The 13,343-nt window shown below is 70.6% G+C and carries 11 protein-coding genes and 1 riboswitch; of the genes, 7 read left to right on the top strand and 4 right to left on the bottom strand.

What is annotated here, in order from left to right; genetic code table 11:
• Window positions 1-103: 103 nt before the first annotated feature.
• The 4 genes from ACZ4W9_RS27255 to qcrA all read right to left on the bottom strand — a co-directional run bounded on the left by ACZ4W9_RS27255 (window position 104) and on the right by qcrA (window position 5,695).
• Window positions 104-1,465, bottom strand: a complete 1,362-nt coding sequence (locus tag ACZ4W9_RS27255; RefSeq protein WP_467940211.1) for an aminotransferase class V-fold PLP-dependent enzyme — start codon at window positions 1,463-1,465, stop codon at window positions 104-106.
• A gap of 138 nt (window positions 1,466-1,603) precedes the next feature.
• Window positions 1,604-1,720: riboswitch (SAM riboswitch) on the bottom strand.
• 80 nt (window positions 1,721-1,800) lie between these two features.
• Window positions 1,801-2,865, bottom strand: coding sequence for an anthranilate phosphoribosyltransferase (gene trpD, locus ACZ4W9_RS27260; protein ID WP_467940213.1), 1,065 nt, complete (start codon window positions 2,863-2,865; stop codon window positions 1,801-1,803).
• Between the two features lie 110 nt (window positions 2,866-2,975).
• Complete coding sequence (gene qcrB, locus ACZ4W9_RS27265) at window positions 2,976-4,631, bottom strand: cytochrome bc1 complex cytochrome b subunit (protein ID WP_467940214.1); 1,656 nt, start codon at window positions 4,629-4,631, stop codon at window positions 2,976-2,978.
• Window positions 4,628-5,695, bottom strand: a complete 1,068-nt coding sequence (gene qcrA / locus ACZ4W9_RS27270) for a cytochrome bc1 complex Rieske iron-sulfur subunit (protein ID WP_467940215.1) — start codon at window positions 5,693-5,695, stop codon at window positions 4,628-4,630. Before qcrA ends, qcrB begins: the two co-directional genes overlap by 4 nt.
• A 575-nt stretch (window positions 5,696-6,270) precedes the next feature.
• On the opposite strand from qcrA, the gene ACZ4W9_RS27275 reads away from it, so the two are divergent.
• The 7 genes from ACZ4W9_RS27275 to ACZ4W9_RS27305 all read left to right on the top strand — a co-directional run bounded on the left by ACZ4W9_RS27275 (window position 6,271) and on the right by ACZ4W9_RS27305 (window position 13,258).
• Window positions 6,271-7,242: a 3-oxoacyl-ACP synthase III family protein gene (locus ACZ4W9_RS27275; protein WP_467940217.1), complete on the top strand. Its 972-nt coding sequence runs from the start codon at window positions 6,271-6,273 to the stop codon at window positions 7,240-7,242.
• Window positions 7,243-7,324: 82 nt separating this feature from the next.
• Window positions 7,325-8,005: a hypothetical protein gene (locus tag ACZ4W9_RS27280; protein WP_467940218.1), complete on the top strand. Its 681-nt coding sequence runs from the start codon at window positions 7,325-7,327 to the stop codon at window positions 8,003-8,005.
• A 71-nt stretch (window positions 8,006-8,076) separates the two neighbouring features.
• Window positions 8,077-9,855 (top strand): thiamine pyrophosphate-binding protein, encoded by a 1,779-nt coding sequence (locus ACZ4W9_RS27285; protein ID WP_467940219.1) that lies wholly within the window; start codon window positions 8,077-8,079, stop codon window positions 9,853-9,855.
• Window positions 9,856-9,994: 139 nt separating this feature from the next.
• A complete protein-coding gene (locus tag ACZ4W9_RS27290; RefSeq protein WP_467940221.1) occupies window positions 9,995-11,008 on the top strand; it encodes a phytoene/squalene synthase family protein in 1,014 nt (337 codons plus the stop codon).
• Window positions 11,005-12,015: a beta-ketoacyl-ACP synthase III gene (locus tag ACZ4W9_RS27295; protein ID WP_467940222.1), complete on the top strand. Its 1,011-nt coding sequence runs from the start codon at window positions 11,005-11,007 to the stop codon at window positions 12,013-12,015. The genes ACZ4W9_RS27290 and ACZ4W9_RS27295 overlap by 4 nt, the downstream gene beginning before the upstream one ends.
• 26 nt (window positions 12,016-12,041) lie before the next feature.
• Window positions 12,042-12,281 (top strand): acyl carrier protein, encoded by a 240-nt coding sequence (locus ACZ4W9_RS27300; protein ID WP_467940223.1) that lies wholly within the window; start codon window positions 12,042-12,044, stop codon window positions 12,279-12,281.
• On the top strand, window positions 12,281-13,258 hold the full coding sequence (locus ACZ4W9_RS27305; protein WP_467940225.1) for an aminotransferase class I/II-fold pyridoxal phosphate-dependent enzyme: 978 nt from the start codon (window positions 12,281-12,283) through the stop codon (window positions 13,256-13,258). The genes ACZ4W9_RS27300 and ACZ4W9_RS27305 overlap by 1 nt, the downstream gene beginning before the upstream one ends.
• The last annotated feature ends 85 nt before the right edge of the window (window positions 13,259-13,343 follow it).

Consider the following 13,343-nt stretch of genomic DNA (forward strand, 5'->3'; position numbering starts at 1 on the left):
CCCGCCACGACTGGGGGGCCGCTTTAGGGTCCGTCTTGGACATTCTGCCCGTTCACACCACCCCCCCCCCCCCCCCCCCGCCCCGCTGCTCCTCGTCCGGGCTTCAGACCGCCGGCACGCAGCGGCCCTCCTCCGTGCGGTACCGCCACTTCGCGCCGTCCCGGACCAGTTCCCCGACGGCGTTCACGAAGCGCTCCACGTGCTCGTCGGGGGTGCCCGCGCCGAAGCTGACGCGGATGGCGTTGAGGGACTTCTCGCCGGGAGCCGCCTCGGGGGCGCCGCACTCGCCCTGGGTCCCCGGGTCGGTGCCGAGCAGGGTGCGCACCAGCGGGTGGGCGCAGAAGAGGCCGTCGCGGACGCCGATGCCGTACTCGGCGGAGAGCGCGGCGGCGAAGTGGGAGCTGTTCCAGCCCTGCACGACGAAGGAGAGGACGCCGACGCGCGGGGCGTCGTCGCCGAACAGGGACAGCACGCGCACCTCGGGGATCCCGGCCAGGCCCGCGCGGACCTTGTCGATCAGGTGCCGTTCGCGGGCGACCAGGGTGTCCCAGCCGGCCTCGGTGAGGGCCTTGCAGGCGGAGGCGATGGCGTAGGCGCCGATGACGTTCGGGGAGCCGGCCTCGTGGCGGGCCGCGGTCTCGTGCCACTCGACGGCCACCCCGCCGTCCTCGCGCCGGGTCACCCGGCGGCTGGCGCCGCCGCCCGCGAGGTACGGCTCGGCCGCCTGGAGCCAGTCGGCGCGGCCGGCGAGGACGCCGGAGCCGAAGGGGGCGTAGAGCTTGTGGCCGGAGAAGGCGATCCAGTCGACGTCGAGGTCCGCGACGGACACCGGGTGGTGCGGGGCGAGCTGGGCGGCGTCCAGGACGATCCGGGCGCCGTGCGCGTGCGCGGCGGCGGCCAGTTCGCGCACCGGCCACAGCTCTCCGGTGACGTTGGAGGCGCCGGTGACGCAGACCAGGGCGGGGCCGTACGGGTCGCGGTCGGCGAGGGCCCGCTCCAGGATCTGCACGGCCTGGCCGGGGGTGCGCGGGGCGTCGAGGTAGGTGACCCGGGCGTGCTGCCAGGGCAGCAGGGAGGCGTGGTGCTCGGTCTCGAAGACGAAGACCTGGCAGTCGGCCGGGATCACCCGGGCCAGCAGGTTCAGGGAGTCGGTGGTGGAGCGGGTGAACACCACCTGGTCGCCGGCCCGGCAGCCGAGGAACTCGGCGACGGTCCTGCGGGCGTTCTCGAACAGGTCGGTGGAGAGCTGGGAGAGGTAGCCGGCCCCGCGGTGGACGCTGCCGTAGTAGGGGGCGTAGGCGGCGACGTCGTCCCAGACGCGCTGGAGGGCGGGGGCGCTGGCCGCGTAGTCGAGGGCCGCGTAGGCGACTTCTCCGCCGGTGACCAGCGGGACGGTGACATCTCGCCCCAGAACGGGCAGAGGGGTGCAAAGCGACTGGTCGACGGCAGCGGTGCAGACAGACATGGCGGACTCCCGTGAAGGAATACGAGGAAGGAAGACGAAGGAGAGAAAAGGGTGTGCGGAGGCGGGGCTCTGCGGCCCTAACGCATTCGCTTGCTCACGGAAGACTCCTCGACGACCAGGATCCCTGGAGGTGCGAGGGATCCGCGCTTGCCGTGGACCCTGCTGTCCACGGCCTGGTCTTCACCCGGGGCACCCCGCCACGGACGGAGGGTTGCCGGACAGTCGGCCGGGGCCTCATGACTGTCACTCATGACCTGGTACAGGAACGTACGTGAAGTGATCGCCGTCCCGCAACCCGGTGTCCGGATCGCGGGACGGTCCCCGCCGGGGCCGGATCAGGCGTTGCTGGCGGCCACCCAGCGCTCCAGCACGCGCCCGGCCGCCCCGGAGTCGACGGACTCGGCGGCCTTCGCGATCCCCGCGCGGATCTGGTCGGCGAGCGGCTCGTCCGTCGGGTCCAGGGCCACCAGCGCCGCCGCGGAGTTCAGCAGGACGGCGTCCCGTACGGCGCCCCGCTCGCCCGCCAGCAGCCGGCGCGCGACCTCGGCGTTGTACTCCGGGTCGCCACCGCGCAGCGCCTCCACCGGGACCAGGTCGATGCCGACGTCCCGGGGGTCGAAGGACTCCTCGGCCACCTTGCCGTCGCGCACCACCCAGACCCGGGAGGTGGCCGTCGTGGTCAGCTCGTCCAGCCCGTCGTCGCCGCGGAAGACCAGCGAGGTGTTGCCGCGTTCGGCGAGCACGCCCGCGACGATCGGGGCCTCGCGGGCGACGGCGACGCCGACCGCCTGGGCCCGCACCCGCGCCGGGTTGGTCAGCGGACCCAGCAGGTTGAACACCGTACGGATGCCCAACTGCCCGCGGGCGGCGCCGACATGGCGCAGCGCCGGGTGGAACTTCACGGCGAAGCAGAAGGTGATGCCGGCCTCCTCCGCGACCTCGGCCACCCGGCGGGGCGTCAGGTCGAGGTTGACCCCGAGCTTCTCCAGCACGTCGGAGGAGCCGGACGCCGAGGACGCGGCCCGGTTGCCGTGCTTGACGACCTTCGCGCCCGTGCCGGCCACGACCAGCGAGGCCATCGTGGAGATGTTCACCGTCTTGGCCCCGTCGCCGCCGGTGCCGACGATGTCGACGGTGCGGCCGGGCACCTCGATCACGTTCGCGTGCCGGTACATCGTGCGGACCAGGCCGGTGATCTCCTCGACCGTCTGCCCCTTCGCGCGCAGCGCCACCGCGAACCCGGCGATCTGCGCGTCGGTCGCCTCGCCGCGCATGATCTTGTCCATCGCCCAGGCGGTGTCGTCGGCGGCCAGGTCCCGGCCCTCCAGCAGACCGTTCAGCAGGACGGGCCAGGAGCGGCCCGCCGCGGTGTCGCCTCCAGCGGGGGTCACAGCGCTCATCAGCCGCTCCTTGTCCAGATGCCTGCTCGTCGTCCCCACCCTATCCAGCCGGAGGCATGCCGAGGGGCCCCGTCCCGCAACCCGGACGGGGCCCCTCGGCGCGGCGGGGGTCAGTGGTGGCCGTGGCCGCTCGCGATCTCCTTGTACTCGTCCACGGTCGGCTTGGGGATCTGGCTCTCCTCGCCGAAGTAGGCGTTCGACAGCTTCACGCGCAGCTTCTCCGAGGCCGGCACCTTGCGCTCGACGCCGTTCTCGTCGACGGTCGGGCCGATCTCGTCCGGCGTGTGCTGCTTGTGCGAGGTGAGCGTGTGCAGCTGCTCCTGGCTGAGCGGTTCGTGCACCTCGATGTACTCGCCGTGCGGGAGCCGCTGGACGATGCCGGTCTCGCGGCCGTGCAGCACCTTGTCGCGGTCCCGGCGCTGCAGGCCCAGGCAGATCCGCTTGGTGACGAGGAAGGCGATGACCGGGCCGACGAAGTAGGCGATCCGGACGAACCAGGTGACGGCGTTGATCGACAGGTGGAAGTGGGTGGCGAAGATGTCGTTGCCGCCGCCGATCAGCATCACGAAGTACAGGGTCAGCCAGGCGACGCCCAAGGCGGTGCGGGTGGCCGCGTTGCGCGGGCGGTCCAGGATGTGGTGCTCGCGCTTGTCACCGGTGATCCACGCCTCGACGAACGGGTAGACCGCGATGGCCGCGAGCATCAGGCCGAACACGACCAGCGGGACGAACACGCCCATGACGAGGGTGTGGCCCCAGAAGCGGATCTCCCAGCCGGGCATGGCGCGGATCAGTCCCTCGGCCATGCCCATGTACCAGTCGGGCTGGGCGCCGGTGGAGACCTGGTCGGGGCGGTAGGGGCCGATCGCCCAGATCGGGTTGATCTGGGCGATGGCGGCGAGGGCCGCGAGGACGCCGAAGACCAGGAAGAAGAAGCCTCCGGCCTTGGCCATGTAGACGGGCATCAGCGGCATGCCGACGACGTTCTTCTCGTTCTTGCCGGGGCCCGTGAACTGGGTGTGCTTGTGGTAGAAGACCAGGATCAGGTGGGCCACCACGAGTCCCAGCATGATGCCCGGCAGCAGCAGGATGTGGATGGTGTAGAAGCGGGCCACGAACTCGTGGCCGGGGAACTGGCCGCCGAAGAGGAAGAACGACAGGTACGTGCCGACGATCGGCACGGACAGGATCGCGCCCTCCATGAAGCGGACACCGGTGCCGGAGAGCAGGTCGTCCGGGAGGGAGTAGCCGGTGAAGCCGGTGAACATGCCGAGGACGAGCAGCAGGAAGCCGAAGAGCCAGTTGAGTTCGCGGGGCTTGCGGAACGCGCCGGAGAAGAACACGCGCATCATGTGCACGAACATCCCGGCGATGAACACGACCGCGCCCCAGTGGTGGATCTGCCGCATGAGCAGGCCGCCGCGCACGTCGAAGGAGAGGTGCAGGGTCGAGCTGAACGCCTCGGACATCAGCTGTCCCTGGAGCGGCACGTAGCCGCCGTGGTACGTCACCTCGTTCATCGACGGGTGGAAGAACAGCGTCAGGAAGACACCCGTCAGGATGATGATCAGGAAGGAGTAGAGGCAGACCTCGCCCAGCATGAACGACCAGTGGTCGGGGAAGATCTTGCGCAGGTTGGCCTTGGCCAGGGTGTAGAGCCCCAGCCGCCCGTCGGCCCAGTCGGCCAGGCGCTCGCCGGCCGGTGCCGTCCCGCGACGGCGGCCGGCCGTGCCGGGGCGGGGGTTCTCGGTCGGTGCAGTACTCATCCGCGCTCCCAGAAAGCAGGACCGACGGGCTCCTCGAAGTCGCCGAGCGCCTGGAGGTAACCCTCGCTGTCCACGCCGATGCGCAATTGCGGCAGGGCGTGGCCGGCGGGGCCGAAGATCACTCGGGCGCCGTCGGTGAGGTCGAAGGTGGACTGGTGGCAGGGGCACAGCACGTGGTGCGTCTGCTGTTCGTACAGCGAGATCGGGCAGCCCACGTGGGTGCAGATCTTCGAGTAGGCGACGACGCCCTGGTGCGACCAGTCGAGTTCGCGCTTGTCCTTGATGTCGCCCGGCTGGAGCCGGACGATCATCAGGGCCGCCTTGGCGATCTCGTCCTGGAAGTCCTCGTCGTGTTCCGCCAGGCCGTCGGGCCTGGCGAAGGTCAGCGAGCCGACGGTCACGTCCTCCGGGCGGAGCGGCTGGCCGGTGTTCGTGTTGACCAGGCGCTTGCCCTTGGCCCACAGGGTGTGGCGCAGTGTGGTGCCCGGTGCCGGTCCGAGGCCGCCGAGCAGCATCACACCGGACAGCGGCACCAGCGCCATCGCGCCGAGCATCGTGGTGCGGATCAGCTTGCGGCGGCCGAGGCCCGACTCCGCGGCACCCTGGCGGAAGTCCGCGTGGACCTTCGCCCGGACCTCCGGCGATGCCTCGATCGGGTGCCGGTCGTCGGCGACCTCCACGTCCGACATCAGGGTGCGGGCCCAGTGGACCGCGCCCGCGCCGATGCAGAAGAGGGCCACGCCCAGCGTCAGGCCGAGCGCGAAGTTCATCGCGCTCAGGTGCCCGATCGGGAAGACGTAGATCCGCTGGTCGTTCGGGATGGCCAGGTAGGCGGCGATGAAGCCGAGGGTGGCCAGCATCGACAGCGTGAACAGCCGTGCCACCGTGCGCTCGGACCGCTTCGCGGCCCGCTCGTCGATGTCCTGGATCCGGTGCTCGTGCGGGGGCAGTCCGGGGTCCGCGAACGGATTCTCCTCGTCGGCCACCGAGACGGCACCGCGCCCACCCGTGCCGGCGGGCTGCTCGGCAGGCGGGCGCCCTTCCGGCATGTCCCGGTTTCCCATAGTGCTCCAGACCGCCGTGGTTTGGTGTTTTCACACCGTACTACGCAGATTGTCCGGATAGCCGGGCCATTACTCCGGCCGGGGGTGTTTCGAACGCGAGGGCCGCGACCGCCCGCCGGGCCGTCCCTCCGCCCGGCCGGGCGGGGCCGCACGCCTCCGTACGGCCCCGCCCGCCCGAGCCCCGTTCACCACCCCGGAATCCGGCCATCGGTGAATCGGCGTTAGAAAGCTCACGTTTAGCGGCTCGCTGCGGTAAATCGGCCGGGATGCGGAACCCGACGGGTCATCAACTCGCTGCGGTATGGCGGGATTCGGCCAAACAGTCGACCGAACGTTACCATCTGGTTACCTCGCCGGTATCGATCCGTTATCGCCGTGATCATAAGGTGATTTTCGTTCTCACCGCGCAAGGGAATTCCCCTCCGTCGCCTGCGCAACGACGGGGGAAGCGGGGCCGGTCTAACGAGCTTTTCATTGTTCTCTCGGGGCCCCGACGTATGTCCGATCGGCATTTCCGCGGGCAGCATCAGTACAAAGACGGGGAAAAATTCGTGTCACAAACTCGCATTGTCGACGTGGTTAATTTCATGCCGGAGCGGGTGGTCCGGAACAGCGAGCTGTCAGGCGAGGACGGCGATCTCGGCGACCACGCGTTCTTCGCGGGCGTGCACGAGCGGCGCTTCGCGTGGCCCGACTACACATCGGCCCAGCTGGGCACGAAGGCGCTCGAGAAGCTCTTGGAGCGAAACGGCGTACGGGCCGAGGACGTCGACCTCATCATCTGCGCCTCCCAGCTGAACGACGCCTTCTCGCCCGGCGTCGGCACGGCCATCCAGTACGCGGTCGGCGCCACCAAGGCCGCCGTGCTGCAGGTCGACAACGGCTGCTGTTCCTGGATCTCCTCCATCAACACGGCCCGGGCCTTCATCGACTCGGGCCAGTACCGTACGGTCGCGGTGGTCACGGTCACCAACTTCGTCTCCCGGCTGGAGGAGTTCCAGAAGGCCCCGGAGTCCCGGGTGCTCGGTGACGGCGCGTCCGCCACCCTCGTCACGGCCGGCGGCGAGCCCACCATCCTCTCCATCCACGAGCAGGCGTTCGGGGAGAACTGGGGAGCGCTCAAGGTCGAGCCGGACACCGTCGAGGGCATGGAGATCCCCTACTGGTCGGCGGGCTCCGGCGCGCTCACCGTGAAGTTCGACCAGTCCATGCTGGCGCGTCTGTACACCGTCACCATGGAGCAGCTTCCCCAGGCGGTCGACATCGCGCTGGAGAAGGCCGGTGTGGCGAACGAGGACATCGCCTTCCTGATCACCCACCAGCCGAACGAGAAATACGTCGCCGAGTGGCGCAAGCGCTGCGGATTCGACGACTCCCGGGCGCACGACACGCTCGCCACCTACGGCAACATGTTCCAGGGCACCCTTCCGGTGACTTTCGCCGACGCCCTCGACAAGAAGATGATCTCGCCCGGCGATCTCATCGCGTTCGCGACCTTCTCGCACGGCGGAGAACTCGTCGGTTCCATGGTCTGGCGCTGGAACTGACCTTCCCGGGCACCCCGCCTGCCCGTTCCCCCTCCTTTCCTTTCATTTCGTTCATTTCCTTTCCCACGGCATGAGGAGAAGTATGTCCGCGCGCGTTCCCGACGAGTCCGGTCTCGCTCAGAACTACGTCCTGGACCGGTCCGACCTCGAGGGCCTGGACCTGGTGTGGAACGAGAACACCGGCATGGACGACATGATGAAGCTCATGGAGAGCAAGACGAAGGAGACGTACGACCACGGCGAGATCTTCGGTCAGTACTGTTCCCTCGCCGAGCACATCAACGTCCCCTACGACATCGTCTTCGAGTACGCCGCCAACGCCCGCTCCCTGGAGGAGTGGACGTACTCCATCCGCAACATGAAGCACCTCGGCGGCGGTCTGTACCGCGCGGACGAGATGATCCAGCCGAACACGGACATCTACATCCGCGCCGAGGCGCAGAAGGGCCCCGAGCACGGTCTCGTGGTCTACCCGTGCGCCTGGGACCAGGGCCACGAGCTGTGGATGCGCTACTACATGACCATCATCGACTCGTCGAAGGTGCTCGACAAGCCGGGCACCGTGGTGCTGTGGACCAACTGCAAGCACCCGTACTACGACCGCGCCACGGAGAACGTCCCGGACTACATCGCCGAGGGCCGGGCGCGCACCGACCGCGTCTGGGTCGGTGACATCTGGCCCGTCTTCCACGCCGGTCACAGCATCGAGATGGGCAACCTCAAGCGGATCCTGGAGCACCGCTTCGGCGCCGACAAGGCCTGAGCCCGCCGCGGGGCGGCCCCGGCCGCCCCGTTCAGCTCCACGACGAAGCACACGCCACACATGGGGGATTAATGCGGCTGGCCGATGCCTTGGTCACGGTTCTGCGCGATCTGGACACGAGGTACGTATTCGGAGTCAGTGGCGCGAACATCGAGCACGTCCACGATGCGATCGAAAGGCTCGGTCAGGGCCGTCTGACGTCGGTGCTGGCGAAGCGGGAGGACGGGGCGGCGTTCATGGCGGACGCCCGCGCCCGGGTCCACCGCACGCTGGGGGTGTGCTGTTCGACCTCCGGCGGCGGGATGATGAACCTGGTGGCCGGGCTGGCGGAGTCGCACGCCGAGTCGGTCCCGGTCCTCGCGCTGGTCGGGCAGCCGCCGGCCGCCCTGGACGGCCGGGGCTCCTTCCAGGACGCCTCCGGGATCGGCCGGACCGTGGACGGTCTGGCGCTGCTGCGGGCCATCACCAAGAAGGCCGTCCGGGTCACCGGGGCGGAGGGCTTCTGGGACCTGCTGCGCGACGCCGTCACCACCTGCCTGAGCGGGCGCAAGGGCCCGGTGGCCCTGCTGCTCCCCCGGGACTGCTACGAGCTGGAGGTCGGCGACCTCCCGGCCGACTGGCCGGACCACCTCGGCGCCTTCATCGAGCCCGAACCGCTGCCCGAACAGGACGTGTCCGCCCTCTTCGCCCGGCTGCGCGAGGCCAGTGCCCCGGTGCTGCTGGTCGGGCACGGCAACCGCCGGTCCTGCGACCCGGAGGCGGTGCGCGTCTTCGCCGAGCGGACCCGGATCCCCGTGGTGACCACCATGGGCGCGCGCGGCGAGTTCCCGAACGACAGCGACCTGTACCTGGGCGTCGTCGGCGAGGGCGGCCATCCCTCGGCGGCCGAGTACGTGGCCAAGTCGGACTTCGTGGTCCTGGTGGGCACGGGACTGGCCATGATGACCCGGCGGGCGCTGGGCGACTGGGACCCGGCGCGCACCGGCGCGGTCAACATCGACCTCGGTGAGATCGAGCGCTCCCGCCTCGCCGACACCACGGTCCGCGGGGACATCGGCGAGGTGTTCCGGCTGCTGGAACGGCTGCGCGCCGAGCGGCCCTTCACGGTCCCGCCGGTCACCGGCTACGAGCTGACCCGCTTCGTGGCCCGGCCCGCCGTCCCCGTCCCGGGGCGCACCGGGCGGACCGACGAGGACGCGCTGCTGCAGAGCGAGGCCGTCCGGCTGCTCCAGGACCACCTGCCCCGCGACGGGCACCTGCTGTACGACGCCGGGAACTGCGCCGTCGCCTCCATGCACTACGGGAGCGTCCCGGCCGGCTCCTCCTCCACCATCGCGCTGGGGATGGGCGGCATGGGCTACAGCGTCGGGGCCGCGGTCGGCGCCCAGCTGGGCTCGCCGGAGGGCACCCGGACCGTGGTGTTCTGCGGTGACGGCGCGTTCCTGATGAGCGGCCTGGAGGCGCACACCGCCGTGGAGCTGGGGCTGCCCATCCTCTACGTCGTCTTCAACAACGGTATGCACGGCATGTGCGCCACGCGCCAGCAGCGGTTCTTCGACTCCCGGATCACCGCCGTGGACTACACGCCCGTCGACGTGTGCACGGTGGCACGCGGTCTCGGCGGCTCGGACCGGCTGTGGGTCGCGAGCGCCGGCACCGCCGCCGAGCTGTCCCGCCGACTGGACGAGTACCGGCGCCACGCGCATCTGCCCGGGGTCCTGGAACTCCGGCTCACCGTGGAGGAGGAGCCGCCCTTCGCCTCCTTCCTGCCCGCCGACGCCCCCACCGTGTCCGTGCCCGGGCAGCGACAGACCGCCGTCTCGTACGAGATGACCGGCAGCGCTCTCTGACGCGTCGCCCTCCGTACGCCTCCGTACGCCTCCGTACGCCTCCGTACGCCTTCGTGCGCGCGTCGCCGCACACGTCCCGCCGCCGCATCCGGCCGAGCGGGGCGGCGGCGACGCGCGGACCCCATCGGAAAGAAACCACATGACAGTGCAAGAGCTGGACCTCGCAGGTATCACGGACTCCGGGCTGCGCGCCGACTACATCGCGAGCTCCCAGCTGTTCCGCAAGATCGGCCGGGGCCGCTTCCTGGGCCGCTACATGATGCACCCGGCCAAGCGGCCCTACTTCGACACCTTCTTCTCGTTCGTCTGCTACATCGACGACCTGGCCGACGACATCAACCTGAGCGTCGACGTCCGGGCCCGCCGGCTGGACGAGTGGCAGCGCACCTACCTGGCCGTCGCCAAGGGCGAGGAACTGCGCGGCGAGCACCCGCTGTCGCTGTCGGAGCAGACGGACGCCGCCCTGGCCCGCGCCCTGGTCCACACCCTGCGCACCTGGGACCTGCCCTACCTGCGCGTGCCCGAGTTCGTCGACGGCCACCGCAAGGCCCTGACGACGTACGAGTACGCGAACGAGGAGGAGCTGGACGACTTCCTGGAGACGGTCACGCTGCTGCCCGCGATCTGGATCAACCAGATCTTCGAGCCGCTGAGCGAGGACGCCGAGGAGCTGTGCCGGCACACCATCACGGCCTTCCAGCTGCTGGACTTCATCTGGGACCTGCGCGAGGACCTGGACCTGGGCCGGCTGTACCTCCCGCTGGACCACCTCGCCCGCTTCGGCCTGACCCGGGCGGACCTCGACCGCCAGATCGGCAGCGGCTACATCAGCGACTCGCTGCGCGAGCTGGTCCAGTTCGAGATCGACATCGCCCGTAAGCACCTGGACGCCGGCCGTTCCTGGCCGCAGACGCTGCATCCGACGGCGCGGATCTTCATGGAGACCGACATCCAGACGCACGAGTCCATGTTCCCGGAGATGACCAAGGACGACTACGCGTTCTTCAAGAACCCCCGGCGGGGCATCGACTTCGTCTCGGGCCGGATGATCCCGCGCACGGCCAAGGCCATCGCCCGGGCCCGCAAGGCCAACCAGCAGGCCACCCGCGCCGGTTACCGCATCCGGCCGCCCTACCGGGGCACCGAGGCATGACCCGCGGGGCGATCCTGAGCGGCCTGGGCACCTGGCTCCCGCCGCGGGTGGTCACCAACGACATGCTCTCGTCGGAGCTGGACACCACCGACGAGTGGATCCGGACCCGCACCGGCATCGCCCAGCGGCACATCGCGTCGCCGGGCATGAGCACCGGGCACCTCGCCACCGAGGCGGCGCGCCGGGCGCTGAAGTCGGCCGGCACCGACCGCGTCGACGTGGTCGTCGTCGCCACGAGCACCCCGGACCGCCCCTGCCCCGCGACCGCCCCGGTGGTCGCCTCCGCCCTCGGGCTGTCCGGGACCGGCGCCTTCGACGTGGCCGCGGTGTGCACGGGCTTCGTCTACGCGCTGGCCACCGCGGCGGGGCTGATCGCCGGCCAGGTCGCGGACAGCGCCCTGGTGGTCGGCGCGGACACCTTCTCCACCATCCTCGACCCGCGGGACCGCACCACCCGGGTGATCTTCGGTGACGGCGCCGGCGCGGTCGTGCTGCGCGCCGGCGACCGGTCCGAGCAGGGTGCCCTCCGCGGCTTCGACCTGGGCAGCGACGGAGCGGGCGTGGACCTCATCACGGTGCCCGGCGGGGGCTCCGAGCAGCGGCTGAGCGGGGCCGAGGCCGCCCCGGGCGACGCGTACTTCCACATGGACGGCCCGCAGGTCTTCACCCGTGCCGTCCGGTACATGACCGGGTCGGTGCGCAAGGTCCTGGACGCCGCCGCGCTCGCCCCCGGGGACCTCGCCCATCTGGTCCCGCACCAGGCGAACGTCAGGATCCTCGACACCTGTGCCCGGGAGCTCGGGCTGCCCGCCGAGCGCGTCGTGAAGAACATCGACCGGGTCGGCAACACCGTGGCCGCCTCCATCCCGCTCGCGCTCGCCGCGGGTGCGGCCGACGGACGGCTGCGGGCGGGCGACCCGGTGGTCCTCACCGGCTTCGGCGGCGGCCTGACCTGGGGCTCGGCGCTCCTCACCTGGCCCGGCGGCCTCACGGTGATCGACGACTGACGGCACCCTCCACAGAGAAGAGAATCATGAACACCATCGACCAGAACCTGAAGGCGCTGCTCGACGAGCGGTTCCCCCAGTCCACCGACCGCCTCTTCGAGGGCGCGTCGTTCAAAGACGCCGGCGTGGACTCGATGGGCGTCGTCGAATTCATCGTGGCCCTGGAGCGGCAGTTCGGCACCCCGACGCTGAACGGCAACGAGCTCGGTGCCGAGTCCACGCTCCAGGACGCGCGCGACCTGCTCACGTCGGTGGGCGTCGGCTGATGCCCCAGCCGCATCGGCTCACCCTCAACGAACACCCGCTGCCGCCGCTCGACTCCGTCGCCGCCGAGATCGCCCGGCACGCCGGTGCGGTCAACCGGTACCCGGAGTTCTATCCCGAGCGGCTGCGCGGGATCGTCGCCGACTGGCTGGGACTGCCCGGTGAGCAGGTCGTCCTCGGCGCGGGGTCCGTGGGTGTCGCGCTCCAGGCGCTCCAGGCGAGTGTGTCCGCCGGCGGGGGGCTGGCATACGGGTGGCGCAACTTCGACGCCTATCCCCTGCTCGCCGACATGGTCGGGGCCCGCGCCCTGGAGGTGCCCCTGCTCCCGGGCGGCCACCAGGACCTCGACGCCCTGGCGAAGGCGGTCCAGGACGCGGACGCGGTCATCGTGTGCAACCCGCACAACCCGACCGGTCAGCTGGTCCCCGGGGACGACCTGAGGGAATTCGTCGCCCGGGTCCCCGAGCACGTGCTGGTCGTCCTGGACGAGGCGTACATCGAGTTCGTCGCCCCGTCCGGCCGCACGGACTCGCTGCGCTGGGTGCGGGAGTTCCCGAACCTGCTGGTGCTGCGCACGTTCTCCAAGGCCTGGGGGCTGGCCAACATGCGTGTCGGGTACGGCGTGACGTCCCCCGAGTGGGCCGCGAGGATCGGCCGCTACCAGCTTCCGTACGCCCTGAGCACCCTGTCGGCGGTGGCGGTGGAGACCTCCCTGCGCGCCCAGCCGGAGCTGGAGGAGCGGATCGCCCTCATCGTCGGCGAGCGGGAGCGGCTGTCCGGCGGGCTGGCCCGCGGCGGCTGGAAGGTGCTGCCGAGCCACACCAACTTCCTGTGGCTGGACGAACCGGAGCGGGCCGGGGAGATCCGTGCCGCCCTGGAGCGCGAGGACGTCCACGCCCGCGTCTACCCCGGCGAGGGCGTCCGCCTCACCGTCGGCGACACCGACGCCAACGACAGCGTGCTGCGCGCCCTGTCCTGACCCGCCCTGGGGGGAGGGAGGGGGGGGGGGGGGGGGGGGGGGGGGGGGGGGTGTTTGTGGTGTGTGGGGGTGTGTACTGGCCCCC

It is taken from the genome of Streptomyces sp. NPDC029296 (assembly GCF_055569255.1).